General features: G+C 63.0%; 21 protein-coding genes and 1 tRNA gene. 4 read left to right on the top strand and 18 right to left on the bottom strand.

Annotated features, from left to right (window positions below; genetic code table 11):
- Positions 1 to 290: 290 nt before the first annotated feature.
- The 15 genes from E6X30_RS03200 to E6X30_RS03270 all read right to left on the bottom strand — a co-directional run bounded on the left by E6X30_RS03200 (position 291) and on the right by E6X30_RS03270 (position 17,440).
- On the bottom strand, positions 291 to 995 hold the full coding sequence (locus E6X30_RS03200; protein ID WP_259899683.1) for a class I SAM-dependent methyltransferase: 705 nt from the start codon (positions 993 to 995) through the stop codon (positions 291 to 293).
- Positions 996 to 1,051: 56 nt separating this feature from the next.
- On the bottom strand, positions 1,052 to 2,548 hold the full coding sequence (locus E6X30_RS03205; protein WP_316335711.1) for an NCS2 family permease: 1,497 nt from the start codon (positions 2,546 to 2,548) through the stop codon (positions 1,052 to 1,054).
- A 64-nt stretch (positions 2,549 to 2,612) separates the two neighbouring features.
- Positions 2,613 to 3,395, bottom strand: coding sequence for a glucosamine-6-phosphate deaminase (gene nagB / locus E6X30_RS03210; protein WP_040386929.1), 783 nt, complete (start codon positions 3,393 to 3,395; stop codon positions 2,613 to 2,615).
- 192 nt (positions 3,396 to 3,587) lie between these two features.
- Entirely contained in the window at positions 3,588 to 4,940 is a 1,353-nt protein-coding gene (locus E6X30_RS03215) for an NAD(P)/FAD-dependent oxidoreductase (RefSeq protein WP_034374785.1), read from the bottom strand.
- 39 nt (positions 4,941 to 4,979) lie between these two features.
- Positions 4,980 to 5,945 (bottom strand): Ppx/GppA phosphatase family protein, encoded by a 966-nt coding sequence (locus tag E6X30_RS03220; protein ID WP_316335713.1) that lies wholly within the window; start codon positions 5,943 to 5,945, stop codon positions 4,980 to 4,982.
- On the bottom strand, positions 5,942 to 6,496 hold the full coding sequence (locus E6X30_RS03225) for a DUF501 domain-containing protein (RefSeq protein WP_259894067.1): 555 nt from the start codon (positions 6,494 to 6,496) through the stop codon (positions 5,942 to 5,944). The genes E6X30_RS03220 and E6X30_RS03225 overlap by 4 nt, the downstream gene beginning before the upstream one ends.
- A gap of 33 nt (positions 6,497 to 6,529) precedes the next feature.
- Entirely contained in the window at positions 6,530 to 7,144 is a 615-nt protein-coding gene (locus tag E6X30_RS03230) for a septum formation initiator family protein (RefSeq protein ID WP_316335714.1), read from the bottom strand.
- 19 nt (positions 7,145 to 7,163) lie between these two features.
- Positions 7,164 to 8,444 carry a phosphopyruvate hydratase gene (eno, locus tag E6X30_RS03235; protein ID WP_034372854.1) on the bottom strand — a complete coding sequence of 427 codons (1,281 nt, stop codon included), beginning with the start codon at positions 8,442 to 8,444 and terminating at the stop codon, positions 7,164 to 7,166.
- A 144-nt stretch (positions 8,445 to 8,588) separates the two neighbouring features.
- Positions 8,589 to 9,605, bottom strand: coding sequence for a MazG nucleotide pyrophosphohydrolase domain-containing protein (locus tag E6X30_RS03240; protein ID WP_316335786.1), 1,017 nt, complete (start codon positions 9,603 to 9,605; stop codon positions 8,589 to 8,591).
- Positions 9,605 to 13,273 (bottom strand): transcription-repair coupling factor, encoded by a 3,669-nt coding sequence (mfd, locus tag E6X30_RS03245; protein ID WP_316335715.1) that lies wholly within the window; start codon positions 13,271 to 13,273, stop codon positions 9,605 to 9,607. The genes E6X30_RS03240 and mfd overlap by 1 nt, the downstream gene beginning before the upstream one ends.
- Entirely contained in the window at positions 13,270 to 13,872 is a 603-nt protein-coding gene (gene pth, locus E6X30_RS03250) for an aminoacyl-tRNA hydrolase (protein WP_316335716.1), read from the bottom strand. The genes mfd and pth overlap by 4 nt, the downstream gene beginning before the upstream one ends.
- 151 nt (positions 13,873 to 14,023) lie before the next feature.
- Positions 14,024 to 14,650 (bottom strand): 50S ribosomal protein L25/general stress protein Ctc, encoded by a 627-nt coding sequence (locus E6X30_RS03255; protein WP_070435358.1) that lies wholly within the window; start codon positions 14,648 to 14,650, stop codon positions 14,024 to 14,026.
- 225 nt (positions 14,651 to 14,875) lie between these two features.
- Positions 14,876 to 15,856, bottom strand: coding sequence for a ribose-phosphate diphosphokinase (locus E6X30_RS03260; RefSeq protein ID WP_061211347.1), 981 nt, complete (start codon positions 15,854 to 15,856; stop codon positions 14,876 to 14,878).
- A 4-nt stretch (positions 15,857 to 15,860) separates the two neighbouring features.
- Positions 15,861 to 17,321 carry a bifunctional UDP-N-acetylglucosamine diphosphorylase/glucosamine-1-phosphate N-acetyltransferase GlmU gene (gene glmU, locus E6X30_RS03265; protein ID WP_083286134.1) on the bottom strand — a complete coding sequence of 487 codons (1,461 nt, stop codon included), beginning with the start codon at positions 17,319 to 17,321 and terminating at the stop codon, positions 15,861 to 15,863.
- Positions 17,322 to 17,368: 47 nt separating this feature from the next.
- A tRNA-Gln gene (locus E6X30_RS03270) sits at positions 17,369 to 17,440 on the bottom strand.
- A gap of 87 nt (positions 17,441 to 17,527) precedes the next feature.
- Between E6X30_RS03270 and E6X30_RS03275 the strand changes: the two genes are divergently transcribed.
- The 4 genes from E6X30_RS03275 to E6X30_RS03290 all read left to right on the top strand — a co-directional run bounded on the left by E6X30_RS03275 (position 17,528) and on the right by E6X30_RS03290 (position 21,131).
- The gene (locus E6X30_RS03275) at positions 17,528 to 18,187 is read left to right on the top strand and encodes a TetR/AcrR family transcriptional regulator (RefSeq protein WP_082738661.1); all 660 of its coding nucleotides are present in this window, start codon (positions 17,528 to 17,530) and stop codon (positions 18,185 to 18,187) included.
- A 75-nt stretch (positions 18,188 to 18,262) separates the two neighbouring features.
- Positions 18,263 to 19,456 (top strand): SPFH domain-containing protein, encoded by a 1,194-nt coding sequence (locus E6X30_RS03280; protein WP_316335719.1) that lies wholly within the window; start codon positions 18,263 to 18,265, stop codon positions 19,454 to 19,456.
- Positions 19,453 to 20,799 carry a hypothetical protein gene (locus E6X30_RS03285; protein WP_034372830.1) on the top strand — a complete coding sequence of 449 codons (1,347 nt, stop codon included), beginning with the start codon at positions 19,453 to 19,455 and terminating at the stop codon, positions 20,797 to 20,799. Before E6X30_RS03280 ends, E6X30_RS03285 begins: the two co-directional genes overlap by 4 nt.
- The gene (locus E6X30_RS03290; RefSeq protein ID WP_316335721.1) at positions 20,796 to 21,131 is read left to right on the top strand and encodes a hypothetical protein; all 336 of its coding nucleotides are present in this window, start codon (positions 20,796 to 20,798) and stop codon (positions 21,129 to 21,131) included. The genes E6X30_RS03285 and E6X30_RS03290 overlap by 4 nt, the downstream gene beginning before the upstream one ends.
- Positions 21,132 to 21,140: 9 nt before the next feature.
- Here E6X30_RS03290 and E6X30_RS03295 read toward each other — a convergent pair whose 3' ends face one another.
- The 3 genes from E6X30_RS03295 to E6X30_RS03305 form a co-directional block, all read right to left on the bottom strand.
- On the bottom strand, positions 21,141 to 22,946 hold the full coding sequence (locus E6X30_RS03295; protein WP_316335722.1) for an ABC-F family ATP-binding cassette domain-containing protein: 1,806 nt from the start codon (positions 22,944 to 22,946) through the stop codon (positions 21,141 to 21,143).
- A 61-nt stretch (positions 22,947 to 23,007) separates the two neighbouring features.
- Entirely contained in the window at positions 23,008 to 23,907 is a 900-nt protein-coding gene (gene rsmA, locus E6X30_RS03300; protein WP_316335723.1) for a 16S rRNA (adenine(1518)-N(6)/adenine(1519)-N(6))-dimethyltransferase RsmA, read from the bottom strand.
- A complete protein-coding gene (locus E6X30_RS03305) occupies positions 23,904 to 24,866 on the bottom strand; it encodes a TatD family hydrolase (protein ID WP_316335724.1) in 963 nt (320 codons plus the stop codon). The genes rsmA and E6X30_RS03305 overlap by 4 nt, the downstream gene beginning before the upstream one ends.
- Positions 24,867 to 24,955: the final 89 nt, after the last annotated feature.

A 24,955-nucleotide genomic window follows, 5' to 3' on the forward strand; every position in this document is an offset into this window, starting at 1 on the left:
AACAACCAAGAAACACCACACGCACCCACCAGCAACAACCAGCAAGCACCCGCCACATTCCTCCGGGGCAACGAGGAAAAACACTACGCCCCACACCACGCCTGCGCAAACCACACACCCCAACTCGTGGCCCACACCATAAAACAACCCAAAAAAGCTGCCGTCTCTTTCCGCTCCTGCACGGAAAGAGACGAGGTATTTGCGCGAGACGTCGGTAAGGGGTTCCTGGCTGCGTACTGCAGACAGAGACAATTCAAAGACGCGAAGTCACCGCGACCTCGCGGGCCGACCTAGGCGCCCGGGACGTAGCCCCTGTGGAGCGCGACAATGCCGCCGCTGAGGTTGCGATACTGCGCTCGTTCGAGCCCGAGCTCAAGGAACCACTCGCGTAGGCCCTCCTGATCGGGCCAGGCAAGAATTGACTCGGCGAGGTAGCTGTAAGCAGCACCATTCGCCGATACCTGCGATGCCACGTGCGGCAGCATCCCCATGATGTAGCGCGAGTAGACGTGGCGGAACGCGCGATTGTTCGGGGTCGAAAACTCGCACACGACGACGGTCCCGCCCGGCTTCACCACGCGCGCCATTTCGGAGAGAGCTTTTCGTGGTTCAACGACATTGCGCAGACCGAAGCTAATGACGGCTGCATCGAATGAATCTGACGTGAACGGGAGGTTGGTAGCGTCGGCCCCCACAAAGGGGATGTGCGGCTGCCTCTTGCGCCCCTCCGCCATCATGCCAGCCGAAAAATCAGACGCAAGAACCCGGTGACCCGCACGCGCGATCGCCGCGCTCGAGGTACCGGTCCCGGCCGCCACATCAAGTACGCGAGCTCCGCTCCCCTTCGGCAGATCGAGCGCTTCCACCATCGCCGATCGCCACCCTCGATCCTGACCGAAGGCAAGGACTGTGTTGAGGAGGTCGTAGCGCCCCGCGACGCCGTCAAACATAGTCGAGACGTCGGCGGGGTTCTTGGTGAGATCAGCTCGCGTCATGGGGTCTATTGTGCCTGATCGAGGCCGCGGTGCGCGCAACGCGGGGTATGGGCGCGTCAGAGCCCGATGAGCCCCGTGAGTGCATCACGGAGGAAGTACATCACGAACAGTGCGCTCACGACATACATGAGCCAATGCACCTTTTTCGCGTTGCCCACGACAATTTGGATGACCACGTACAGGATGAAGCCCGCCCCCATGCCCACGGTGATCGAGTACGCGAACGGCATGAGGATGATCGTGAGGAATGCGGGAATAGCCTTCGTGAGGTCGCTGAAGTCAATGTCCACGACCTGGCTCATCATGAGGAATCCGACGAGGACGAGGGCCGGGGTCGCAGCCTCGTACGGCACGAGAGCGACGATCGGCGATAGGAACATCGCGACGACAAAACACAGGCCAGTGACGACGGTCGCGAGGCCCGTCCGGGCGCCTTCACCGACGCCGGTCGCGCTTTCAACGAAGCTCGTGTTGGAGGAGACACCACCAACGCCACCCATGATCGCCCCGACAGAGTCGGCGATGAGGATCCGCTGGCTGTTCTCGACATCGCTGTTGTCGTCGACGAGCCCTGCCTCAGTTCCAACCGCAACCATGGTGCCCATTGTGTCGAAGAAGTCTGCGAGGAGGAGGGAGAACACGACGATGATGGCGCCGACGATACCGATGGCGCGCAGGCCACCGACCGGATCGACCTGGAACAGGGTGCTGAAATCGGGCAGCGCGAACGCGCTTCCGCTCAGGGCGGGCACGTTCATAGACCAGCCGTAAGGGTTACCCGCATCAGCGTCGGTTGCGGGAGCAAACTGACCGATTCCGACGGTGTTCTCGATGACAATGGCGAGTACTGTCGCAGCAATAATCGCGATGAGAATCGCGCCGGGGACCTTCCTCACCCACAGCACGATCATGAGGATGAGCCCGAAGACGAACACGGCTGTAGGCCAGCCAATGAGCGAGCCTGAGTTACCGAGCTGCACGGGGGTGCCACCACCGGTGGTCACGAAGCGGGCGTTGATGAGCCCAATAAACGCAATGAACAAGCCCATGCCCACAGCGATGGCGGTCTTGAGGAACTGCGGGACCGCGAGGAATACCGCCTTGCGAAAGCCCGTGAGAACGAGCAAAAGAATAATGATGCCTTCCACGAGCACGAGCCCCATCGCACCGGCCCAGGTCATGCCGGGCAGTGATACGACGCCGTAGGCGAGGTACGCGTTGAGCCCGAGACCCGCCGCCATCGCGAGCGGGAAATTCGCCCACGCTCCCATGAAGATCGAACACACGGCAGCAATCAGCGCCGTTCCCGCAGCAACAGCGGGCATATTCGGCTCGGTTCCACCGCCGAGGTACATGCCGGTCGAATCCGGCACGGTGCCGATAATGAGCGGGTTCAGTACAACGATGTAACACATCGCAAAGAACGTGACCATGCCGCCACGCACTTCACGGCCGACCGTCGAGCCGCGTTTAGAGATCGAGAAAAACGAATCGAGGCGCGAGAAAGCCGCACCCTTTGAGGGAGCACTGTGGGTTTGGGACATGGCTCCCATTGTAGGAAAAGGCCCGGCCAAAGCGACGCTTTGGGCCGGGCCAGCGAGACGAAGAACTCGAGTTTTACTTCTTTTCGGGGCGATTAGCGTCGATAAAGCGGTAGTAGTCGAGGTAGTCGAGCTTCGAGGCCGCGGAGCTATCCACAACGATGGTGGCGTCCTCGTGAAGCTGGAGCGCGGTCGATGTCCAGCGGGCACTCACCCCTCCCTCGATTGTCTGGCGAACGGCTTCAGCCTTGTTCTCCCCCGTTGCGATGAGGAGAAGTTTCCTGGCCTCGCGGATTGTGCCGACTCCCTGGCTGATGGCGTGGATGGGAACGTCATCTTTCGAATCGAAGAAACGCGAGTTGTCAGCGATCGTCTTGGGGGTGAGCGTCACCAGGTGCGTGCGCGAAGCGAGCGACGTGCCCGGTTCGTTAAAGCCGATGTGACCGGTCGCCCCGACCCCGAGGAGCTGGAGATCAACGCCGCCTGCATCCTTGATCGCGGCGTCATACCGGGCTGCTTCGGCAACCGGATCCCCCGTGTCACCGCGAGGGCAAAACACCTTCGCAGTGTCGAGATCCACCTTTTCAACAAGGTGCTCGCGAATAAAACGCGCGTAGCTTTGGGGGTGCTCGGGCGAAAGCCCCACGTACTCGTCGAGCATGAAGACAGTGACATTCGCAAAGCTCAGGCCCTCGTCACGGTGGCGCCGCGCGAGTTCGTCATAAGCCGCGATCGGCGAAGATCCCGTCGCGAGGCCGAGAGTGACGGGGCCACCATCTGCTTCGCGAATAGCAGCCTCGATGTGATCGGCAACGACCACGCTCGCGTCGTCGGCGGTGGGGCGAATGTAGATTTCCATGGCATCTCCGGCTTCGTTCTGGGGCGCGGGAGGGCCGACGCTGGCCGGTCTCCGCTTACGCCCATGGTGGGCTCGCTCATATGCTCCTGCAAGCATACGTACTTCGAGAAGAGACCAGCAAGGCCCGGCACCTCGAGGTGCCGGGCCTTGCGTTTTGGCGCGAAAGCTCCGCGCCGCTTCCCCAAACGGGGCTTACTTCTTCTTCGGCGTCGACGCCGCCGCAAGCTCAAAGGCCTTGCGGGGTTCTGTCGCCTGGGCGATACCGAGAATCTCGCGGTTGCCGAGCAGCGAGCTCACCCAACCCGCGACGACACCGGCCTTACGGCCAAGCGTAGGCATGGCATAGACGTGGTAGGCGCGAGCGCCGAGCCATGCGGGAATGCCCTTGAGCTCGACCTTCTTGTCGCCGATGAACAGCGTTCCGACGCCCTTGAACATGCCGAGGGTTGCCATCGTGCCGAGGTTCTTGTGGTAGTAGTCCACGAGCGGGCGCGAGTCGATCGCGCGCGCAACGTTGTCAGCGAGGCACTTCGCCTGGCGCACGGCGTGCTGAGCATTCGGCGGGCAAACCTTGCCCTCGCCCGAGGCGAGATCCGGAACGGTCGTGCAATCGCCGGCAGCAAAGACACCCTCGAGGGGGCCGTCCTCGCCCTTGACGCGAAGGTCGGCGAGGCAGTCAAGGCGGCCGGTCTGGTTGAGCGGCAGATCCGAGTTCTCGAGGACGGGATTCGGCTTGATGCCGGCACACCACACGATGAGGTCCGAGGCGAACTCGTCACCGTCGGAGGTCTTGACGATGCCGTCCTCGCACGAATTGAGGAAGGTCTCGAGCTTGACCTCGATGCCGCGCTCACGGAACTGCTTGAGAGCATACTTTCCGAGCTCTTCGCCAACCTCGGGAAGAATTCGACCCATCGCTTCGATCATGACGAAGCGGACATCCGAGGGGTGAAGATCGGGGTAGTAACGCAGAGCTGCGGAGACCATATCTTCAGCTTCGGCAATGGCTTCCGAGCCAGCGAAGCCACCGCCGACGAAGGTGAAGGTCAGCAGGCGCTTGCGGGTTTCGGGATCCTTGGTCGAAGCTGCCTCGGCGAGGTTGCTGAGGATGCGGTCGCGCACGGCCACGGCTTCCTCGACCCACTTGAACCCAATAGCGTTTTCAGCAAGGCCCGGGATCGGGAGCGTGCGCGGTACGGAACCGAGCCCCACGACGAGGTAGTCGTAGCTGATCTCGATCGTTTCATCGCCCTCGAGAGCGACCGTCACGACGCGATCCGCGTGCGAGATGGTCTCGACCGATCCGGTGACGACCTTGGTGCCCTGCAGGACCTTGCGCAACGGCGCGAGCACGTTGCGCGGGTCAATCGCACCGGCGCCAACTTCCGGGAGGAATGGCTGATAGGTGAGGTAGGGACGAGTGTCGACGACCGTGATGGCAACGTTGTTGCCGGCCTTCTTGCGCAGCTCAGCTGCGACGTTCATACCAACGCTTCCGCCGCCGAGAACGAGAACGTGCGGCTTGTTTCCTGAATTGATGTTCATGTGTGTGAACTTGCCTTTCCACATCGCTAACGATGCAATTCAACCACGATGAGGCGCTTCCAAACTGAGTGAATCGAGCACGCTCATCGCGAGTCCATCGAGAATGTCGTGTTCGCTCGTCGTGACGCGCTCGAGTGTGCCTTCGTTCGCAACCCGTTCGAGGATTCGCGCCCAAATAAGCGCGCCCGCGCCGATCACGTCTATCCGTCCCGGGTGGATCGCCGGGAGCGCCGAGAGCTCCGCCGCGCTCGATCGAAGAATTCGATAGCTAAGGGCCGTGAATTCCTCGGCATCAATGCTTGCACCGTGGCTCAACTCGGGCGTGTATTCCTCGAGGCCGAGGGCAACGGCGGTCAAAGTCGTGACGGTTCCCGCGACTCCCACGATGCCGCGAACTGCGGAAAAATCGATCGTCTGAGAAGCCTCATCAATAAGCGCGTCGATATCGCGGACAGCGGCCTCAATGTCGCTCTCACTCACGCGGTCGGCGCTCAAGTGGCGCTCCGTGAGGCGAACAGACCCCATGTCGAGGCTGATCTCGGCTCGCGGCGCATCCTCGCCGTAGACCAGTTCGGTTGAACCGCCACCGATATCAACGATCAGGCGAGGCGAGGGTCCGGGATCGGGAAGAGTCGCCACGGCACCGCGATAGCTCAGCACCGCCTCTTCGGTTCCTTCGATGACCTCGGGTTCAATACCGAGAATCTCCCGAACCCCGTCGATGAACTCCGCTCGGTCTTCAGCGTCGCGGCTTGCACTCGTCGCTGCAAAGCGCACGCCTTCGACAGCTTTCTGCTCGATCACGCGTGCATACTGCCGAGTGGCCTCAAGAGTGCGCTCGATCGCTTCCGGGTCGAGGCGCCCTGTGCGGTCCACCCCGTGACCGAGACGCACAATTTTCATCTCCCGCGCGATATCGCGCAAGGAGCCGTCGGGCGCTTCTTCCGCGACGAGAAGACGAATCGAATTAGTGCCGCAGTCGATCGCGGCGACCCTGCGGCTCATGCGCCTTCCTCCTCAAGCATTGCGGGGGTGAGGTCGCATCGGCATCGATCGATCGTCGTGTCATCAGAGGCCAGTTCGAGGGCGCGGTCACCAAACGGGTTCACGCCCGGCCCCTCGGCAAGGGCCTGGCCAACCACGGCATGGAGGCACTTCACGCGGTGCGGCATCCCGCCTGCACTGATCCCATCGATCTCTTCGGCACTACCGAGCTCGGAGCGCCGCTCCAGGTACCGCTCGTGGGCGCGCGCATAGCTCTGCTGAAGCTCACTGTTCTCTTCCAGCTCGGCGGTCCACTCAGCAAGCAACCCTCGCGCCTCGAGTCGCGAGCAGGCCTCGACCATCGACGGAAGCGTGAGGTAAAGGCTCGTGGGGAACGGCGATCCATCGCTCAGACGCGGCACCGTGCGCACAACGGCGGGAGCCCCGCACGCGCAGCGACGTGCGATCGAATGCACGCCACGCATCGTTCGACCAAGCTGGCGAGCCATGAGGGCGAGATCCGCCTCGGTTGCCTCGCTCTCGAACGGAAGTGGATCAAGCGGTGTTGGCATAGAGCACTACAACCTTTCGGGCAACTATCGGCCTCAGGGGCCTTGCTTATCGGCGGGGTCCTCGGGAGGAGCGGCCTGACTTGCGGCCACGAGCGAATCCCACATCGTGCCAAACCACGCAGTTTTCGCGCGCTGCTCCTCCTGCGCGGCCTGGGTGGTTTGGGGAACCTCGGCGCCACTCGAATCTGTCAGGCGATACTGCGTTTCCCCGGGGTAGGCAAAGAGCAAACGTTCGCGCGCTTGCGCGGAGACAAACGTCGGATCTTCCCACCGCGCGACTTGAGCCTCGAGCCCTTTGACCTCGCGTTCTTGCTCGGCAACCTGCGCACGAAGGGTGCTGAGGCGCTGTTGCTGCATGACGTATCCGTTCACGGTAGGAACGAGCGCCACGAGCGCGAGAAGCGTAATCGCCAGCAGCACGAGCGAGCGCCCCGTGAGCCCCGCGATAGGGGCCAGCACCTTGCGCGCATCCACACTTACCGAAGTTGCCGTGCGCGCCGATGCGGTGTGACCAGCCTTCGTGCCGCGACGACTCGCGCGAATCGTAGGCGTGAAGGGAGCGGCTGCGGAAGTACGCCGCCGCGACGCCGAGGAGCGCCCCGCCGGTCTCGACGGGGCGCCCCTTCGGTGCTTTAGCGAATCAGGCATGAGCCCTATCGTAAACCGCTCAGGCCTTGAAGCGCGGGAATGCCGAAGCGCCCGCGTAGACGGCCGAGTCGCCGAGCTCATCCTCGATACGGATGAGCTGGTTGTACTTGTTGACGCGCTCACCGCGAGCAGGAGCACCGGTCTTGATCTGGCCCGTACCGAGCGCAACAGCGAGGTCGGCGATCGTGGTGTCCTCGGTCTCGCCGGAGCGGTGCGACATCATCGACGAGAAACCATTGCGGGTGGCAAGATCCACAGCGTCAAAGGTCTCGGTGAGGGTGCCAATCTGGTTCACCTTCACGAGAAGAGCGTTGGCAGCGCCATTCTCAATGCCGCGGCCGAGACGCACGGGGTTCGTCACGAAGAGGTCGTCGCCAACGAGCTGAACCTTCTCGCCGAGCTTCTCGGTGATGGCAACCCAGCCGTCCCAGTCTTCCTCGTCGAGCGGGTCCTCAATCGAGACGAGCGGGTAGGACTCAACGAGCTCGCCGTAGTAGGCGATCATGTCCTCGGCAGACTTCTTTTCACCTTCGAAGAGGTAGGAGCCGTCCTCGAAGAACTCCGACGCAGCAACGTCGAGAGCGAGTGCGACGTCCTTGCCCGGGGTGTAGCCAGCCTTCTCGATGGCCTCGATGATGAGGTCGAGAGCGGCGCGGTTCGACTCGAGGTTCGGCGCGAAGCCACCCTCGTCACCGAGACCCGTCGCGAGACCACGGTCGTGGAGAACCTTCTTGAGGTTGTGGTAAACCTCGGCACCCATACGGACGGCCTCGACGAAGGTCGGGGCACCGATCGGGGCGATCATGAACTCCTGGATGTCCACGTTCGAATCCGCGTGCGAGCCACCGTTGAGGATGTTCATCATGGGGACGGGAAGCACGTGTGCGTTCGGACCGCCCACGTAGCGGTAGAGGGGCAGCTCTGCTTCCGCAGCGGCAGCCTTCGCGACAGCGATCGACACGCCGAGAATGGCGTTCGCGCCGATCTTGCCCTTGTTGTCGGTGCCGTCCGCGTCAATCATCGCGAGGTCGATCGCGCGCTGGTCGGTCACGTCCATGCCCTCGATCTTTTCGGAGAGCTCTTCGGCAACCGCGGCGGCAGCCTGCGAAACGCCCTTGCCGAGGTAACGGCCCTTGTCACCATCACGGCGCTCAACGGCCTCAAATGCACCGGTCGAGGCGCCCGAAGGAACCTGGCCGAGGAACTGGTAGCCCTCGTCGGTCGTAAGAACGACCTCAACGGTGGGGTTGCCGCGCGAATCAAGAATCTCGCGACCGCGAACGTCGAAGATGAATGCCATGAGATGGCCTCCTTAGTCAGGATTTTCAAGTGGCGGGTCGCCTTTGACCTTCGCCCTCAAGTCTAGTGCGGATCGTGTGATCTACCTGAAGGGTTTTGCGCACCCCCGGCGCGGCGAATGCGACCCAGGTCACGGAGTGGGACCTCAGTCGCGAGCCAATTGCGCCTCGACCCTCGCCACGAGTGCGCGAAGAGCCGATTCGGGATCCTCATCACGCGCTGCAGCCTCGAGCACGATCGCCATTATTCGAGAGGCGATACTCCCATTCGACGCGCTGTTCTCAACGACAGCCCTGAGCTCTTCCTCCCGCCCCGCAGCTTGCGCACGCGCGGCGATCTTGAACGCCCGCTGGAGTGCGGGAAGGGCGAGTGGAATCCCCTCGGCGAGTGCACGGCGCGGCTTCTCCTGCGACTTGATGCGGTCCCACCGCGCCGTAATCTCCTCAATGCTCAAATCCTCGCGCTCGGGTCCAAACACATGCGGGTTTCGGCGATACATTTTCGCGTTGAGAGACCGGGCAACCGAATCCAGCGTCCACGGCTCAGCTTCCTCCATGCCGATTCGGGCATGAAACACGAGCTGAAACAGCAGGTCCCCGAACTCGTCAACGAGCTCCGACGTACGAATCGGCTCGCGCTCAAGTTCAGCAAGAACTTCGTGGGTTTCCTCGAGCAAGTATCGCGAAAGAGAACCGTGTGTCTGGGCAGCGCTCCACGGATCACCCCCTGGGCTTCGCAACTCGTGCATGATCCTCACCGACTCGACGACCGCAGCGCCGGGAGCGACGGGGGACGCGAAAACATAATCCGCATCGATGGGCCCACCGGAGGCCTCTTCGAGCGCGCCAATCGTCTCGATAGGCGACGGAAGGTGGGGGTGCTCGGAATCGCAGAGCCAGGCGAGATACCCGCCCGGGCAGCCGTCGGAATCCTCGAGCCACGCGCCGACCGAGCGCGCAAGCTCGTGTGCACTTGCGCTTTCAAGCCGCACGCACTCGATCCCGGCCTCGCGCACGTGTGCCTCCCACGCCGGGTGCGCGCACGACAGGGCAACGCTCGCGGCGCCCCTGAGTGCGTCCCAGCCGCGCGCCGTCATAAGCCCTGGCGCATTCAGGGGCGAAACGGGAACAACCTTGAGCTCACCCGAAAAAGACCCGTTCATCACGCATGCCCCTTTCGTCCAAGACCCGCCTGGCGCGTCCCTTGCGGCGCGTCACGACGTGAGTTTTCGAGCCTACTTGCGCGCGGTGATCGCGAACCGAGCGAACGCGCGCGGGAGGGTTCCGACGGCTGCTCGGCAAGCTCGATACCCCGTTCTTTCGCCCATGCGGGCTTCAGCTGTGCAATCACGCCGCGGCAGAACTCGAGCAGGGCCTCGTCGGTGAGGGGAATACCACCGACACGCTGAGTGCGCGGATGCGGGACGAGAACCTGGCGAAGGGCAGGCTTGAGCACCGTTCCCGGATACAACCTGCGGAGTTTGAGCTGCACGCTGTCCGTGACGTCCACGTGCGCGAAGCGGATCATCTTGCCCTGTACCTGCACCTCGTCGATCCCAGCTTCGGAGGCATCCAGGCGGAAGCGCGCGACGTGAAAGAGACGCTCGACCTCCGCTGGTGGCGCGCCGTAACGGTCCTCGAGCTCGGAGTGCACGCTCTCGAGCTCGTCGGCACTCTTCGACGCCGAAATCTTCGAGTATGCCTCGAGGCGTAGGCGCTCGGAATCGATGTACTCGACGGGAATGTGCGCGTTCAGGGGCAATTCGACCTTCGTGTCCTTCGCCGTATGGTCGAATTCGCCCTTGAACGCTGCGACAGCCTCGCCGACCATGCGTACGTACAAGTCAAAGCCCACACCGGCAATGTGCCCGGACTGCTCGCCGCCGAGCAAGTTCCCTGCGCCGCGGATCTCGAGGTCCTTCATCGCGACCTGCATGCCTGCACCGAGCTCCGAGTGCGTCGCAAGCGTCGTGAGGCGATCGTGCGCTGTTTCCGTGAGCGGTTTCGTCGCCGGATACAGGAAGTACGCGTAGGCGCGATCGCGCGAGCGCCCCACCCTTCCGCGAAGCTGGTGAAGCTGCGAGAGACCAAATCTGTCCGCATTCTCCACGATCAGGGTATTTGCGTTCGAAATGTCGAGGCCCGTTTCCACAATCGTCGTGCACACGAGTACGTCGAAGCGCTTCTCCCAAAAATCGAGGATGACTCGCTCGAGTTGGGCCTCGTTAAGCTTGCCGTGGGCGACCTCCACTCGTGCATCGGGCACGAGCTCACGCAAGTGCGCGGCGGTGCGCTCAATATCCTCGACGCGGTTGTGGATGTAGAACACCTGCCCTTCACGCAAGAGTTCGCGGCGGATCGCGGCCTTGACCTGAGCATCCTCGTGCGCGCCAACGTAGGTGAGCACGGGATGGCGCTCCTCTGGCGCAGTCGCGAGAGTGGAAAGCTCACGAATGCCCGTGACGGCCATCTCGAGGGTCCTGGGAATCGGAGTTGCCGACATCGACAGCACATCGACGTTGGTGCGCAATGCTTTGAGAGTCTCCTTGTGCTCAACACCAAAGCGTTGCTCCTCGTCCACGATGATGAGCCCCAGGTCCTTGAAACGCACCTGCCCCGTGAGCAAGCGATGCGTCCCGATCACTACGTCGACCGAACCGTCCTTGAGCCCCTCGATCACCGCATCCGATTCAGCCTTGGTTTGGAAGCGCGAAAGCCCACGCACGTTGACGGGAAAGCCCGCGTATCGCTCTGTGAAGGTGTCGACGTGCTGCTGAGCGAGAAGAGTCGTCGGGCATAGGACCGCCACCTGTTTGCCATCCTGCACAGCCTTGAAGGCCGCGCGTACCGCAACTTCGGTCTTGCCGTAGCCGACGTCACCGCACACGAGGCGATCCATGGGAAGCGGCTTTTCCATATCCCGCTTGATGTCGTCGATCGTCGAAAGCTGATCGGGAGTTTCCGTGTACTCGAAGGCGTCCTCGAGCTCGTGCTGCCACGGGGTATCGGGCGAGAAGGCAAAGCCCGAACTGCGCTGGCGCTCGCTATAGAGCCTCACGAGTTCATCGGCGATCTCCCGGATGGCCTTGCGCGCACGCGACTTGGTCTTCGACCAGTCGCTTCCGCCCATCTTGTTCACGCTCGGGGCCTCGCCTCCGACGTACTTCGTCACCTGGTCGAGCTGGTCGCTCGGGACGTAGAGGCGATCACCAGGCTGGCCCTTCTTCGAGCTCGCGTACTCGATGACGAGGTATTCGCGGGTCGCGCGCTTATCGCCCGTGCCTACGGTGCGGCTCGTCATCTCCACGAACCGCCCGACTCCGTGGTGGTTGTGAACGACATAGTCCCCGGGCGACAGCTGGAGCGGATCGACCATCGCGCGGCGGCGTGCGGCAAGTTTCTTGCCACCAGATCGGCGAGCGGCCGATTTCCCCGTCATGTCTCGCTCACACAAGAGCATGAGTTTGATGTCCTCGAGGAGGATTCCCTCGGTGATCGGCCCGGTCGTGATGCTCACGTGCGAGCGGGAAAGCTCCTCGTCGAGATCAGCGCTGAACCGCGCCGTGACACCCGCCTCAGTGAGCGACTCGGCGATGTGGCGCCCGGTACCCGCTCCAGCGGTCGTGAGGACGATTCGCCATCCGTCACTGACGTGCTGTGCGAGGTCGCGCGCCGCATTCGCGATCGAGCCGCCGTATCCAGGGTGCGGCTTCGCCTGGGACGTGAGGTCGGCATCGAGCCCGAACGGGGCAAGCGTGGAGACCGGGAGGTGTCGGGCCTCAAGCTCGCCGAGTGTGTCCTCGAGCGACGAGAAGCTTGCCTGCGATACATCGATCGGCACGGCACCGCCCTGCGCTGCACTCGACCACGCCGCCTCAAGGAACTCTTCCGTTGTGCGCACGAGCTCATCGACACGCGTGCGAATGCGTTCGGGCTCGACGAACACAAGGCTCGAATGCTCGGGAAGTAGGTCCGCGAGGCTCACCATCTCCCCCACCAGAAGCGGAGTCAGCGACTCCATGCCCTCGACGGCAATGCCCTCCGCAAGCCGCGAGAGGATGTCAGCGGCGCCGGGCAGCTGCGCGATCGCGGCGCGTGCTCTCGCGCGCACGTCCTCCGTCAGAAGAATCTCACGGCACGCGGGTGCATCGAACGCTTCGAGAGTATCCTCCATCGAGCGCTGATCCGCGACGGAAAAGAAACGGATCTCTTCAAGCTCGTCGCCGAAAAAATCGAGGCGGACGGGATGCGAGAGCGTCGGCGGGAACACGTCCACAATGCCGCCACGCACCGCAAACTCACCGCGCGAGGAGACCATGTCCACGCGCGAGTACGCCGCACCGACGAGCTTCTTCACAAGCTCGTCGATCGCAATGAAGTCACCGCGCTCGAGATGAACCGGCGCTAGATTCTCAAGTCCGCGTGCCATCGGCTGCACGAGTGCACGCACAGGCACCATAAGTACCTCGACCCCACCCGTTTCGTCCGGATGCGCCAGTGAATAGAGCGTGGAAAGCCTGCGCGCGACCGTGTCGCTACGCGGCGAAAGCCTCTCGTGCGGAAGGGTCTCCCAGGCGGGGAACAGCGCGACCTTCGCGGCCGGGACGAGAGCTTCGATCTGGGCGGCAAGATCTTCTGCTTCACGCGTCGTTGCGGTCACCACGACGAGCGGGTCCGACGGTCCCCTGCGCGAAGCGGCCTCGGCAAGATAAAGCGGGTGCATGCCGCTCGGGGCGATGATCGATACGCCCTCGGCGGTGGAACGCGCTTCGACGAAGCGCGCGAGATCAGCAGAGTGCGCCGCGGCGGCGAGAACGGGGGCGATGCTCACGGGCGGATCGCCTCGCGCGAATGAAACTCCTGCTGCGCCGCCACGAGGCCCTGCTCCACGAGCATCTCCACGCACTGCCCGGCCGAGGTCACGAGGTCATCAAGTACCTTGCGCTCCGACGAGGAAAAAGGAGCCAGGACGAAATCCGCGGTATCGCGCCCCTGCGGGGGACGCCCCACGCCGACGCGCACGCGCAAATAGTCTTTGGTGCCGAGCGCACGCGAGATATCACGAAGGCCGTTATGACCGCCTTCTCCCCCGCCGATCTTCGCTTTAATCGCACCGAACTGCGTATCGATCTCATCGTGCACGACGATGAGATTCTCGGGCTCGATCCCGTAGTACTGCGCGAGCGCAGACACGGGCCCACCCGAAGTGTTCATGTAGCACCCAAGTTTCGCCAGAATCACTCGGCGGCCGGTACCCGGCGCCCCCATGTGCCCCTCAATAACTGAAGCATTGGCCTTCTTGTGCCGTTTGAACGAGGCGCCGACCCACTCGGCAAGTCGATCGAGCACCATGTGCCCGACATTGTGTCTCGTCGCTTCATACTTGGGACCAGGGTTCCCGAGGCCCACAATCAGCATCGTCTCGCTCACAACTCTACTTTCCGCACTAATCCAGGGGAAAACCTGGTCACCGCCGGCTGGCCGGCGACCGTCGCCCCCCCGAAAAGGCTACAGGGGCGCCGCACCTGTGTGCGACGCCCCTGCATTAGATTTCACGATCCGCGAAGTCGCGGATCAGAACTCACTCGTCGTCGCCCTCCGACGACTCCTCGGCAGCATCCTCTGCCGCTTCCTCGTCGTCCTCGGAGCCAGGCGTCTCGAGGTCGGCCTCGTCGACCTGCGGGACCTGGATCGACACCACGAGGAACTCGGGATCGGTAACGAGCTCGGCGTCTCCAAGGTCGAGGTCCCCGGCGTAGATCGCATCGCCTTCGACCTTGCCCTCAACGTTGACGACGATGTGTTCGGGAAGGCTGAGTGCATCGGCGAGGAGGGTGATCTCCTGAATGTCAACCACGGCAACGGCGGGCGACTGGGGCTCGCCTTCGACGGTCACGGGGATGTCAACCTCAACCTTCTCGCCGCGCTTCACGATGAGGAGGTCGATGTGGAGAATGTCGCGCGAGAGCGGGTGGCGCTGAATGTCCTTGATGATCGCGAGCTCGTTTTCAGCGTTCGGGATCTCAAGCTCGAGAAGAGCGTTCGAGTGACGCGCGGCAAGAGCCGTCGCGTGATACGGGAGCGCGAGGTGAACCGGCTCGGTGCCGTGGCCGTACAGGACCGCGGGGATCTTGCTTTCGGCGCGCATGCGGCGCGCAAAGCCCTTGCCGAAGTCGGAACGGATGTCGACCTTGATGTTCTCGGCCATGTGAAACTCCTTGGGTGTGAAGCGGGGCGAGACGGCGCGCCCCGAGCACGTGGGAGCACGAGCCCAAGGATTCAACCGCGTCGATAACGGAGTAGGCCGAAGCCTCTCCCTCGCCGAAGTACCGTCCAATCATACGGCACGGCCGCGCAGTCACTCGACAAAGTGCGACGTGAAGCGAGGCACGTCACGCCGAGCAGACTGCGCGACCGGTGACAGACGAGGAGATTAGGCGTCGCCGTCGAACAGCGAGGTCACAGAGCCGTCATCGAAGACGGCACGGATCGCACGTGCGAGAAGCGGCGCGATCGAGAGGATCGTGAGCTTCTCGAACTGCTTTTCCTCGGGGATGGGCAGCGTGTTGGTCGCGATGACCTCGCGCACCGCCGAATTCTTGAGGCGCTCAACGGCCGGGTCCGAGAAGATCGGGTGCGTCGTGGCTACCACCACGGAGCTCGCGCCGTTCTTCGTGAGGGCTTCGACGGCCTGGACGATCGTTCCCGCGGTGTCGATCATGTCGTCGACGAGGATGCAGGTCTTTCCTTGCACGTCGCCGATGATGCGCTTCGCAACGGCCTGGTTGGGGCGACGCGGGTCGCGCGATTTGTGCACGAAGGCAAGGTTCACGCCACCAAGGCGCTTCGCCCACTTCTCGGCTACGCCGATGCGGCCGGCGTCTGGCGAGACAACGCACAGATCCTCGTCGCCGTAAGTCGACTCGACGTACTTCGCGAGGATGGGCATGGCCATGAGGTGATCGACGGGACCGTCGAAGTAGCCCTGAACCTGCGGCGCATGCAGGTCCACCGAGATGAGGCGGTCAATTCCGGCGGTCTTATACAGATCGGCGACCAGTCGGGCCGAGATCGGCTCGCGACCACGGTGCTTTTTATCCTGGCGGGCGTACGGGTAGCTCGGGGCGATCGCCGTGATGCGCTTCGCGGACGCGCGCTTGAGGGCGTCCACCATGATGAGGTGCTCCATGAGCCAGTTATTGATGGGAGCCGGGTGCGACTGGAGAACGAAGACGTCCGCCCCGCGCACACTCTCGCCGTAGCGCACGTAGATCTCGCCGTTGGCGAAATCCCACGCGTCCGTCGGGAGAAGGTCAACACCGAGTTCCTTGGCGACTTCCTCGGCGAGCACGGGGTGGGCGCGCCCCGAAACGAGAACGAGGTGCTTTTCTCCGCTGGTGATGATGCCGCTCATCGTTTTACTTCTCCTCGGTGGTTGCGGTTCGAGAGTCGTGGTCAAGCGCTTTTTCGGCGGCTTCGGCCGCGGCGGTGCCCGTGCGCTTGGTGAGCGTCCACCCCTCGGTAATGCGAGGCTTCGTAGCATTGACGGCAAGGGCGCCGGGCGGGACGTCTTTAAGGACGATCGTTCCAGCTCCCGTTGCCGCACCGTCGCCGATTGTCACAGGCGCGACGAGGACGCTGTCGCTTCCAACGCGCACGTGTTTGCCGACGACACTCCTGTGCTTGTTCACCCCATCGTAGTTCGCAAAGATCGTTGCCGCACCAATGTTCGTCCCCTCGCCGATCTCGGCGTCACCCACGTAGGAAAGGTGGGGAACCTTTGCGCCATCGCCGATCTCCGCATTCTTGGTTTCGCAGAAGCCACCGATCTTGCCGCGGGCGCCGAGAACGGTCCCCGGCCGCAGGTAGGTGAAGGGCCCCACGGTCGCCCCTTCCCCGATGACCGCGCCGAAGCCGTGAGTGCGCACAACCTCGGCTCGGTCGTGAATGGTGACGTCGGTCAGGGTCGTGTCCGGCCCGACGGTTACGTCGCCGCCAATGACACAGTGCCCGTGCAACTGCACGCCGGGGAGGATTGTCGTGTCCTGCCCAATCTCGACTTCGGGGTCGATGAACGTCGAGGAGGGATCGATGATGCTCACGCCGGCGCGCATGTGGCGCACGAGGGTCCGACGGTTCATTTCGGCACCGAGCTCGCTGAGTTGGACCCGATCGTTGGCGCCTTCCACCTGGATTGCGTCATCAATGACGTACGCGGTGACTTTTTGCCCCTCGGCACGGGCGATGCCGGGAACGTCGGTGAGGTACATCTCGCCTTGGGCGTTATCGGTGCCGACTTTCGTGAGGGCTTCGCGCAAGAATGCGAGGTCGAATGCGCAGATTCCCGAGTTGATTTCGGTGATCGAACGCTGCTCGTCGTTCGCGTCCTTATGCTCGACGATCGCTTCGACCTGGGAGCCGTCGGCGCTGCGCACGATGCGGCCGTATCCGGTCGGGTCGTCGAGGCGAGCGGTGAGGATCGACACGCACGATTCGGACTCCTCGTGGGCCTGAACGAAGGCGCGGAGCGTTTCTGACTGGAGCAAGGGCACGTCGCCGTAGGTCACGAGTACGGTTCCGACGGTCGCCTCAACCTTGTCGAGACCGCATTGAACAGCGCGTCCAGTGCCGGGGATGTCATCCTGATCGGCGGTGACGACCTCGGGAGCGTTCTGCGCGAGGTGAGAGAGAACCTGTTCACGTTCGTGGCGGACGACCGCGACGATCTCGCCGGCGCCCGTTCCGCGCGCCGCGTTGATCGCGTGCATGAGCATCGAGGTGCCACAGACAGGGTGGAGAACCTTGGGAAGAGCAGATTTCATGCGAGTGCCTGCGCCGGCTGCGAGGACGACGACAGCTGCGGGCGAATAATGTGCCACGGAAAGGTGCTCCTTGTGTCCGGTGCGATGAATCCGGTGCTGGATCGTTCCGCGACCAGGACTCGAACCTGGAATACCAGAACCAAAAACTGGGGTGTTGCCGATTACACCATCGCGGATGGGCCCAAGGGCGCCGGGGACAAGCCTAGCCCCTCAAGCCGCGAGAGCGAAAACGGTACGCGCCTAGGCGTGCGAAAATGTTGCACATGTCTGATTCACGCCCCCCTCGCGCTCGCTCTCCCCGCATGACGGGCCGCCAGCGACGCGAGCAGCTTGTCGTCGTCGGCCGCTCACTTTTTGCGCAGAAGGGTTACAACGCGACGAGTGTCGAGGAAGTTGCGGCGAAGGCAGGAGTGTCGAAGCCGATCGTCTATGAGCACTTTGGAGGCAAGGAGGGTCTTTATGCCGTGATCGTCGATCGCGAAACGGATCACCTCCTGCGCGTCCTTGAAGATGCGCTCCACGATGTCCACCAGCACCCCCGCGTACTCGTGGAGAAGGCCGCGCTCGCGTTCTTGACCTATATCGAGGAAAACGAGGACGGTTTCCAAATTCTCGTGCGCGACTCCCCGGCTTCACAAACGTCGGGAACGTATTCGGCGCTTCTCGTGGACGTCGCGAGCCAGGTCGAAGACCTTCTCGTGAGGCACATGCGTGCACAGAAGTACACGTCGCTGCACGCGGCGATGTACGCGCAGATGCTCGTCGGAATCGTTTCTTACACCGGCCAGTGGTGGCTTGAGACGAGTCGCCCTTCGAAAGAGGTTGTCGCGAGCCATATTGTGAACCTCGCGTGGAACGGGCTTCGCGGCCTCGAATCTGAACCGAGGCTCCTCACGACCAACCGACACTCGAAGAAGAAATAACCCCACAGATAACGCCGTTTGTCTGTGACCTAGATCCTCTATACTCGGTCCGTCGGCTCTAACAGAGGAGATTTCGTGGGTTTCATCCAGGCTTTCAAGGACGCGCTGGGCGGTACTTTTGCCGATCAGTGGAAGGACTTTCTGACCGTCCCCTCCAACCTCCCGCCCACCGCGGCGCTTTTCCCCGCGGTTCCGCGAGGAACCAACGCGGGGCGCGGCTCGAACACTCGCGGCAGCGAAAACATCATTAGCAACGGTTCGCGGATTGTCGTGCCGGCAGGCTACGCTCTCGTCACGCTCCAGGACGGCCGCGTCACCGGCCTCATTACCGAGGCGGGCGGCTACGAGTGGCATTCGGGAGACCCGAATTCCCGCACCGTGTTCGCGAACAACGGCATTCTTGCGTCAACGCTCGAGACGTCGTGGGAGCGTTTCAAGTTTGGCGGCCAACCAGGCTCGCAGCAGCTCGCGTTCTTTGTGAGCCTCAAGGAGCTCCCGAACAACCGCTTCGGCACTCAATCCGAAATCTACTGGGACGATCAGTACATGAACGCCCAGGTGGGTGCTGTCGCACGCGGCACTTACACGATCCGCATCGTGGATCCGCTCCTGTTCATCCACAACTGGGTTCCCGCCGTATATATCTCGGCGAATGCGCCAATCTTCGACTTCACCGATACCGAAAACGACGCGGCGAACCAGCTCTTCCAGGAAGTCGTCTCCTCGCTCGCACCGGCGTTCTCGCGCTACACGAATGACCCGGATAAGAACAACCGCATCACAAAAATCCAGTCGGATTCGTTCGGGCTCGCGGCCTCCCTCTCGAGCGTGGTCGAAGAAAACTACCGCTGGACGACCGATCGCGGCCTCGTCATCGAAAAAGTCGCGATCGCGTCGATCGAGTACGACGAGAACACGCGAAAGCTCCTCAAGGATGTTCAGGCTGCCGATGCGCTTTCGGGCAACCGCAACCAGAGCTTCGTCAACCAGGCTGTCGCGCGCGGCGTGCAGTCCGCCGGTGAGAACGGAGGCGGCACGGGCCTCGCGATGATGGGCATGGGAGCCGGTGCCGTTGGAGGCCTCGTGCAGCCTGCGCAAGCGTCGGGTCCGTTCGCCGGCCAGGGCCAGAGCCCGCAGGCGCAGTCCAACCAAGGCGGCGCCGAGCCGAACCCCGCGGAGAAACTCGCCCAGTTCAAGCAAATGCTCGACCAGGGTCTCATCACCGAGGCTGACTACGAGGCGGCAAAGAAGAAGGCGCTCGGCCTTTGACCTACGCACCCGGCCCGCAACCGGCCCCCATGCCTTCCGAAGGCCCGGGGGCCGGTTCGATGCGCCCCACGCCCGAGGGAGCGCCGAACGTGAGTGGCCCCGACATGAGTGATGCGAATGTCGTCAGGGGCCGGACCGCGTCGCAAGACGTTGTTGATGCGCTCGTTGACCCCACCCCCGAGCACGTCGTCAACACGGCAAGTGGGAAGGCTGACGGCTTCGATAAATGCCCCAGGTGCGGCTCGACCGACATCGGCTACTCGCTCCAGCACCAGGCGCTCGTGTGCCGGTATTGCCGTTTCGAATTCAACGAAAAGGTCGTGGAAACGGCCTTCGGTCTCGACTCCCCCATCGAACAGCTACGGGGCGTTGTTCGCGGCTCGGGTACGCATGACATCGCCGTCGACACCACTGTCGTTACCCTCAAGTGCCAGGGCTGCGGTGCCGAGGTCGTTATCAAAGCGAACGAATCGCTCCAGGCGCGCTGCCACTGGTGCCGCCAGGTGCTATCGATTAACCAGCAGATCCCGAATGGCGCCGTTCCCGATGCCGTGTTACCCTTCGCCCTCACGCATGAACAAGGTGTCGAAAAGGTACGCGAATTCGCCGGAGATCGTCGATTCTTCGCCACGAGCCAATTCAAGGCAAACTTCACGCCCGAGAACGTCGTAGGCGTGTACGTGCCGTACATGACAGTCGACGGCAACCTCACCGCAACCATCGAGGGGCGAGGCGAGGTCACGCTCCGCCGCTACACGCGCCACATCGGCAACGACCAGGACGAACGAGTCTCGGATATTCGCGAATACACGCTCGGGCGCAAGTTCGATTTCACGGTCGACGACCTCATTGCGGAAACGAACAGTTCGCGCGCGAACATGAACACGAGCATCAACACCAACAATGTGCTCAACGCGATCCTCCCGTTCGATACGAAAAACGCCGTCGCCTACAACTCGAACTACCTTGCGGGCTTCACCTCAGAGCGCCGCGACCTCGATATCGACGACATCGACGACACGGTCGAAAGCAACTTCCTCTCGATCGCTCGCTCACGTGCAGACCTCATGATCCGCGACTACGACCGCGGCGTTCGCTGGGAAAGCGAAGGGCTCGAGATCCACGGCACGCGCTGGGTTGCGCTCTACCTTCCGATCTGGCTGTACAGCTACCAGGACGATCGCACCGGCATGATCCACTACATCGCGGTGAACGGCCGAAACGGCCGCACGATGGGCTCGGTTCCGGTCGACAAGATCAAGCTGTTCGGCTGTGCCGCGCTCGCCGCGATCGCCACCTTCGCCATCACATTCCCCCTCGCGATTGGAGCGGTCGTCCTATGAGCCCCATTCTCACGGCCAGCGGTTCGATCCTCGTCGCCGGCCAGATCCTCGCGGAATCTAGCTCGAGTAGCGGCGAGGGCGGGAGCGTTGCGGTCATCGCCGCGCCCTTCGTTCTCGCGTTCATCGTCTTCACGTCGATCTACTCGTTCTTCTTCCTGCGCTACCGCAACACCGATAAGAAATATCGATTCGAAAGCGAGACCCGTATCGGCGTGTCGAATGTCCAGGCGTTCGATACTCCCGGCAGGCGTCGCAACGGCGTCAAGAGCACGGTCATGGCGGGGCGCAATAATGGCAATACCCGTGAGCGGGTGCGCCGCATCTCCCCCTAGCGCCGCGTTTCAGCCTTCTTCGATCTGCTCGAGGATCTCGAGCCAACGCTCCTCGATCTCGGCGATCTCCCCCTCGCGCTCGCGCACTTTTTGGCCGAGCGCAGTCAAGCCTTCGAAATCCGTGGGGTCGTGCTCGGTGAGCTCCGCGTGGATGTTCTCGATCTGTGAGCGGAGCTTATCGATGCGTCGCTCAATCGCACTGGCTTCCTTCTCGGCGGCCCTGCGCTCCGCGCCAGAAAGGCCGCTGGCCGGGGCCGAGGTGGCGTCGGATTTTGCACTGCCTTCGCCCCCACCCGTGCGTTCGCGTTCTTCCTGTGCGCGCAGCGACAGATATTCGTCCACCCCGCCGGGAAGATGACGGAGAGTCCCTCCCATGACCGCATACTGCTGATCGCTCACGCGCTCAAGGAGGTAGCGATCGTGCGAGACGACAATGAGAGTTCCGGGCCACGAATCGAGCATGTCCTCGAGAGCCGTGAGCATGTCGGTGTCGACGTCGTTCGTGGGTTCGTCCAGAATGAGAACATTCGGTTCGCTCAAGAGCACGAGGAGGAGCTGGAGGCGCCGACGCTGGCCACCCGAGAGATCCTCGACGCGTGTGGAGAGGTGATCCTTGGCAAAACCGAGGCGCTCGAGCAATTTCGCGGGAGTGAAGTCTTTGCCATCGATCGTGAAGGTCGTCTTCGTGCGCGCGAGCACGTCGCGCACACGCTCACCAGCGATGTCCTGAAGCTCGCGGAACTGCTGATCGAGGACGGCAATCTCAACGGTCTTGCCGCGCTTAACTCGGCCCTGCGTAGGCTCGAGCGTGCCCGCAATCAGACTGAGGAGCGTCGACTTGCCGGCGCCGTTGGCGCCGAGGATGCCGGTACGCTCGCCCGGAGCGATGCGCCACGTGACGTCAGAAAAGATCACGTGATCGCCGTAGCTCACGCCCACGTCAAGGAGGTCCACGACGTCCTTGCCGAGCCGGGCAGTCGCGAGGCGCTTGAGCTCCAATGGGTTCCGCACTTCCGGGACGTCCGCGATCAGAGCGTTCGCTGCCTCGATACGGAAGCGGGGCTTCGACGTTCGCGCCGGAGCGCCACGGCGAAGCCAGGCGAGCTCCTTCCGGGCCAGGTTCTGCCGCTTTTGCTCGGTCGCCGCGGCAATACGGTCGCGTTCGACGCGCTGAAGAACATAGGCAGCATAGCCACCTTCGAACGGCTCGACGATGCCGTCGTGAACTTCCCACGTCGACGTGCAGACTTCATCGAGGAACCAACGATCGTGGGTGATGACGATAAAGGCGCCTTGCCCAGCTCCCCAACGCCCTTTGATGTGGCGTGCAAGCCAGTGAATGCCCTCGAGGTCGAGGTGGTTTGTGGGCTCGTCGAGACCGATCACGTCCCAATCGCCCACGAGCAGCTTGGCAAGCGCAACGCGGCGGCGCTGGCCACCGGAAAGCGCGCCGATGCTGCGCTCGAACGGGATGTCGCTCAGCAGCCCCGCAATAATGTCGCGGATCTTCGGGTCTGAGGCCCACTCGTGCTCGGGGGCATCTCCGACGATTTCCTGCCCGACTGTCGAGGTCTCGTCCAAGTTGTCGGACTGGGACAAAAGCCCCATGCGCACGCCGTTCCTCGGCGTCACGCGACCGCTGTACGGTTCGAGTTCGCCAAACAGGAGTCGAATGAGAGAACTCTTGCCATCGCCATTGCGCCCCACGATCCCAATGCGATCGCCCTCGAAAAGACCGAGGGTGACAGAATCGAGCACGACTCGATTAGGGTACTGAAGATGCAGCTGTTCGGCGCCGACAAGAAGAAGACTCACGCCACGAGCCTACGTCCCTGCCGCCCGACCGACGAAACGGCGGGGCCGCTGATGTGACGCTCTAGCCCTCTTCGGCGCGCGCGCTATTGGCGATGGCGATGAACTCCTCGATCGCAAGTGTTTCACCGCGGCGCTGAGGATCGATGCCGGCGCGCTCGAGGATCGCCCCGGCACGCTCGCCGCTTCCCGCCCACGACTTGAGCGCGGCCCGCAGAGTTTTGCGACGCTGGAGAAAAGCGTGGTCGATGACGTCGAACACCACTTCGCGCGGGGCCTCCCCCTCGGCCTGCACGCGGTCGCGGCGCACTCGCACGAGTGCACTGTCGACGTTTGGCTCAGGCCAGAACACGCGCCTTGAGATACGGCCTGCAAGTTCGCTACTGCCGTACCACGCAGCCTTCGCGCTCGGCGCGCCATAGATTTTTGAGCCGGGTTTTGCGGCGATCCGCTCGGCGACTTCGAGCTGGACCATGACGAGCGCCTCGGTGATGACCTCGAAGCGCTCAAGGATGGTCAGGAGGATCGGGGTAGCAACGTTGTAGGGAAGGTTCGCGACGAGCCGTGTGGGAGCGCTGGGCGCACCCTCCGGAACCGGAAGCACGGTGAGTGCGAGCGCATCCGCATGTACGAGCGCGAGGCGCGAGCTCTCCAGCTGCTTCGCCGCGACGGTAGACGGCAGGAGCGCGGCAAGAGCCTCATCGAGCTCAACTGCCCCGACAAATGCACCCGCATCGAGAAGACCGAGCGTGAGTGAACCGAGCCCGGGCCCGACCTCGAGCACGACGTCGTCGCGCTTCACGCCCGCGCGTTCGACAATCGCGCGCACGGTGTTGGCATCAAGCAGGAAGTTTTGCCCACGCTTCTTCGTGGGGGTAATCCCACGCTCTTCGGCAAGCGCACGAATATCGCGCGGGGTCAGAAGACGCGTACCGCTATCGAGCGCGCGCGAAGTGTCGCTCACCCCTCTGCCCCCGCGAATCCGTAGATCTCTCGCTCGGTCGCGAGGACTCCCGCACACGTTTCCTCGAGGCTCAGGCCCTTCGCCTCAGCGATCACGCGCATCGTGTGCGGAATGAGGTAGCTCGAGTTGGGGCGACCGCGGAAAGGCTCGGGCGTGAGGAACGGGGCATCCGTTTCCACCATGATGCGGTTGAGAGGCGTAATGGCAAGCGCCTCGCGAAGATAGGCGGCGTTATTGAAGGTCGAGGTACCAGAGAAGGACAGGTACGCGCCACGATCGAGGGCCTCGCGCGCAAACTGCGCGTCGCCGCTAAAGCAATGAAACACCGTGCGCTCCGGGGTGCCCTCGGCATCGAGAACGTCGAGAACGTCGCGATGCGCGTCGCGATCGTGGATTTGCATGGGAAGGCCCTTTTCTTTCGCGAGCGCGATATGCATGCGAAAGCTTTGGATCTGCGCCTCACGCCGTTCGGGCTTCTTGCGGGAGGTGCGGAACCAGTCGAGCCCGGTCTCGCCAATCGTCACCATGCCGGGAGTGTCGAGGAGATCGGAAATCTCCGCGATTGCCTCGTCAAGAGAGCAGAGTTTCTCGCCGTTGCGTCCCTTGCCGGTTACGACATGATTGACCGCATCATTCGGGTGGATCGACACGCCCCCTCGCAAGCGCTCTGCGACGAACGCTCGGTGCTCGGGGGGAATGTGCTCGCCGCGCAGAACGTCGGCCGTCCACCGGGCTGAGACGAGGTCGCAGCCAATCGTGATGATGCCGCGCACCCCGGCACGCTCTGCCCACGCGACGTGTTCTTCGATGCCGTGTGAACCCTCACCGTCGGAAAAGTCGAGGTGTGCGTGGTTATCAATCACGGGGCCGGGGAGAGGCTCGGGGGCCTCCGGCCACGTCAGATCGCGAGTGTGGCCACTTTCGGCGGTTGCGGAACGAGAGTTCACTGCGTTGCTCATGGGGCCATCCTAGTGCGGGGCAAGCGTCGGACCCCGCGTCCGTGAAGCCCAACACACGCGAAGCCTCCGCGCGCGCGGAAAAGCCAAAA

Source organism: Dermabacter sp., assembly GCF_032550575.1.
Lineage (GTDB): Bacteria > Actinomycetota > Actinomycetes > Actinomycetales > Dermabacteraceae > Dermabacter > Dermabacter hominis.

Coding starts and splice junctions, on each gene's coding strand:
- E6X30_RS03200 (WP_259899683.1), bottom strand. CDS start 995: ATGACGCGAGCTGATCTCACCAAGAACCCCGCCGACGTCTCGACTATG.
- E6X30_RS03205 (WP_316335711.1), bottom strand. CDS start 2,548: ATGGGAGCCATGTCCCAAACCCACAGTGCTCCCTCAAAGGGTGCGGCT.
- nagB (WP_040386929.1), bottom strand. CDS start 3,395: ATGGAAATCTACATTCGCCCCACCGCCGACGACGCGAGCGTGGTCGTT.
- E6X30_RS03215 (WP_034374785.1), bottom strand. CDS start 4,940: ATGAACATCAATTCAGGAAACAAGCCGCACGTTCTCGTTCTCGGCGGC.
- E6X30_RS03220 (WP_316335713.1), bottom strand. CDS start 5,945: ATGAGCCGCAGGGTCGCCGCGATCGACTGCGGCACTAATTCGATTCGT.
- E6X30_RS03225 (WP_259894067.1), bottom strand. CDS start 6,496: ATGCCAACACCGCTTGATCCACTTCCGTTCGAGAGCGAGGCAACCGAG.
- E6X30_RS03230 (WP_316335714.1), bottom strand. CDS start 7,144: ATGCCTGATTCGCTAAAGCACCGAAGGGGCGCCCCGTCGAGACCGGCG.
- eno (WP_034372854.1), bottom strand. CDS start 8,444: ATGGCATTCATCTTCGACGTTCGCGGTCGCGAGATTCTTGATTCGCGC.
- E6X30_RS03240 (WP_316335786.1), bottom strand. CDS start 9,605: ATGAACGGGTCTTTTTCGGGTGAGCTCAAGGTTGTTCCCGTTTCGCCC.
- E6X30_RS03255 (WP_070435358.1), bottom strand. CDS start 14,650: ATGGCCGAGAACATCAAGGTCGACATCCGTTCCGACTTCGGCAAGGGC.
- E6X30_RS03260 (WP_061211347.1), bottom strand. CDS start 15,856: ATGAGCGGCATCATCACCAGCGGAGAAAAGCACCTCGTTCTCGTTTCG.
- E6X30_RS03275 (WP_082738661.1), top strand. CDS start 17,528: ATGTCTGATTCACGCCCCCCTCGCGCTCGCTCTCCCCGCATGACGGGC.
- E6X30_RS03290 (WP_316335721.1), top strand. CDS start 20,796: ATGAGCCCCATTCTCACGGCCAGCGGTTCGATCCTCGTCGCCGGCCAG.
- E6X30_RS03305 (WP_316335724.1), bottom strand. CDS start 24,866: ATGAGCAACGCAGTGAACTCTCGTTCCGCAACCGCCGAAAGTGGCCAC.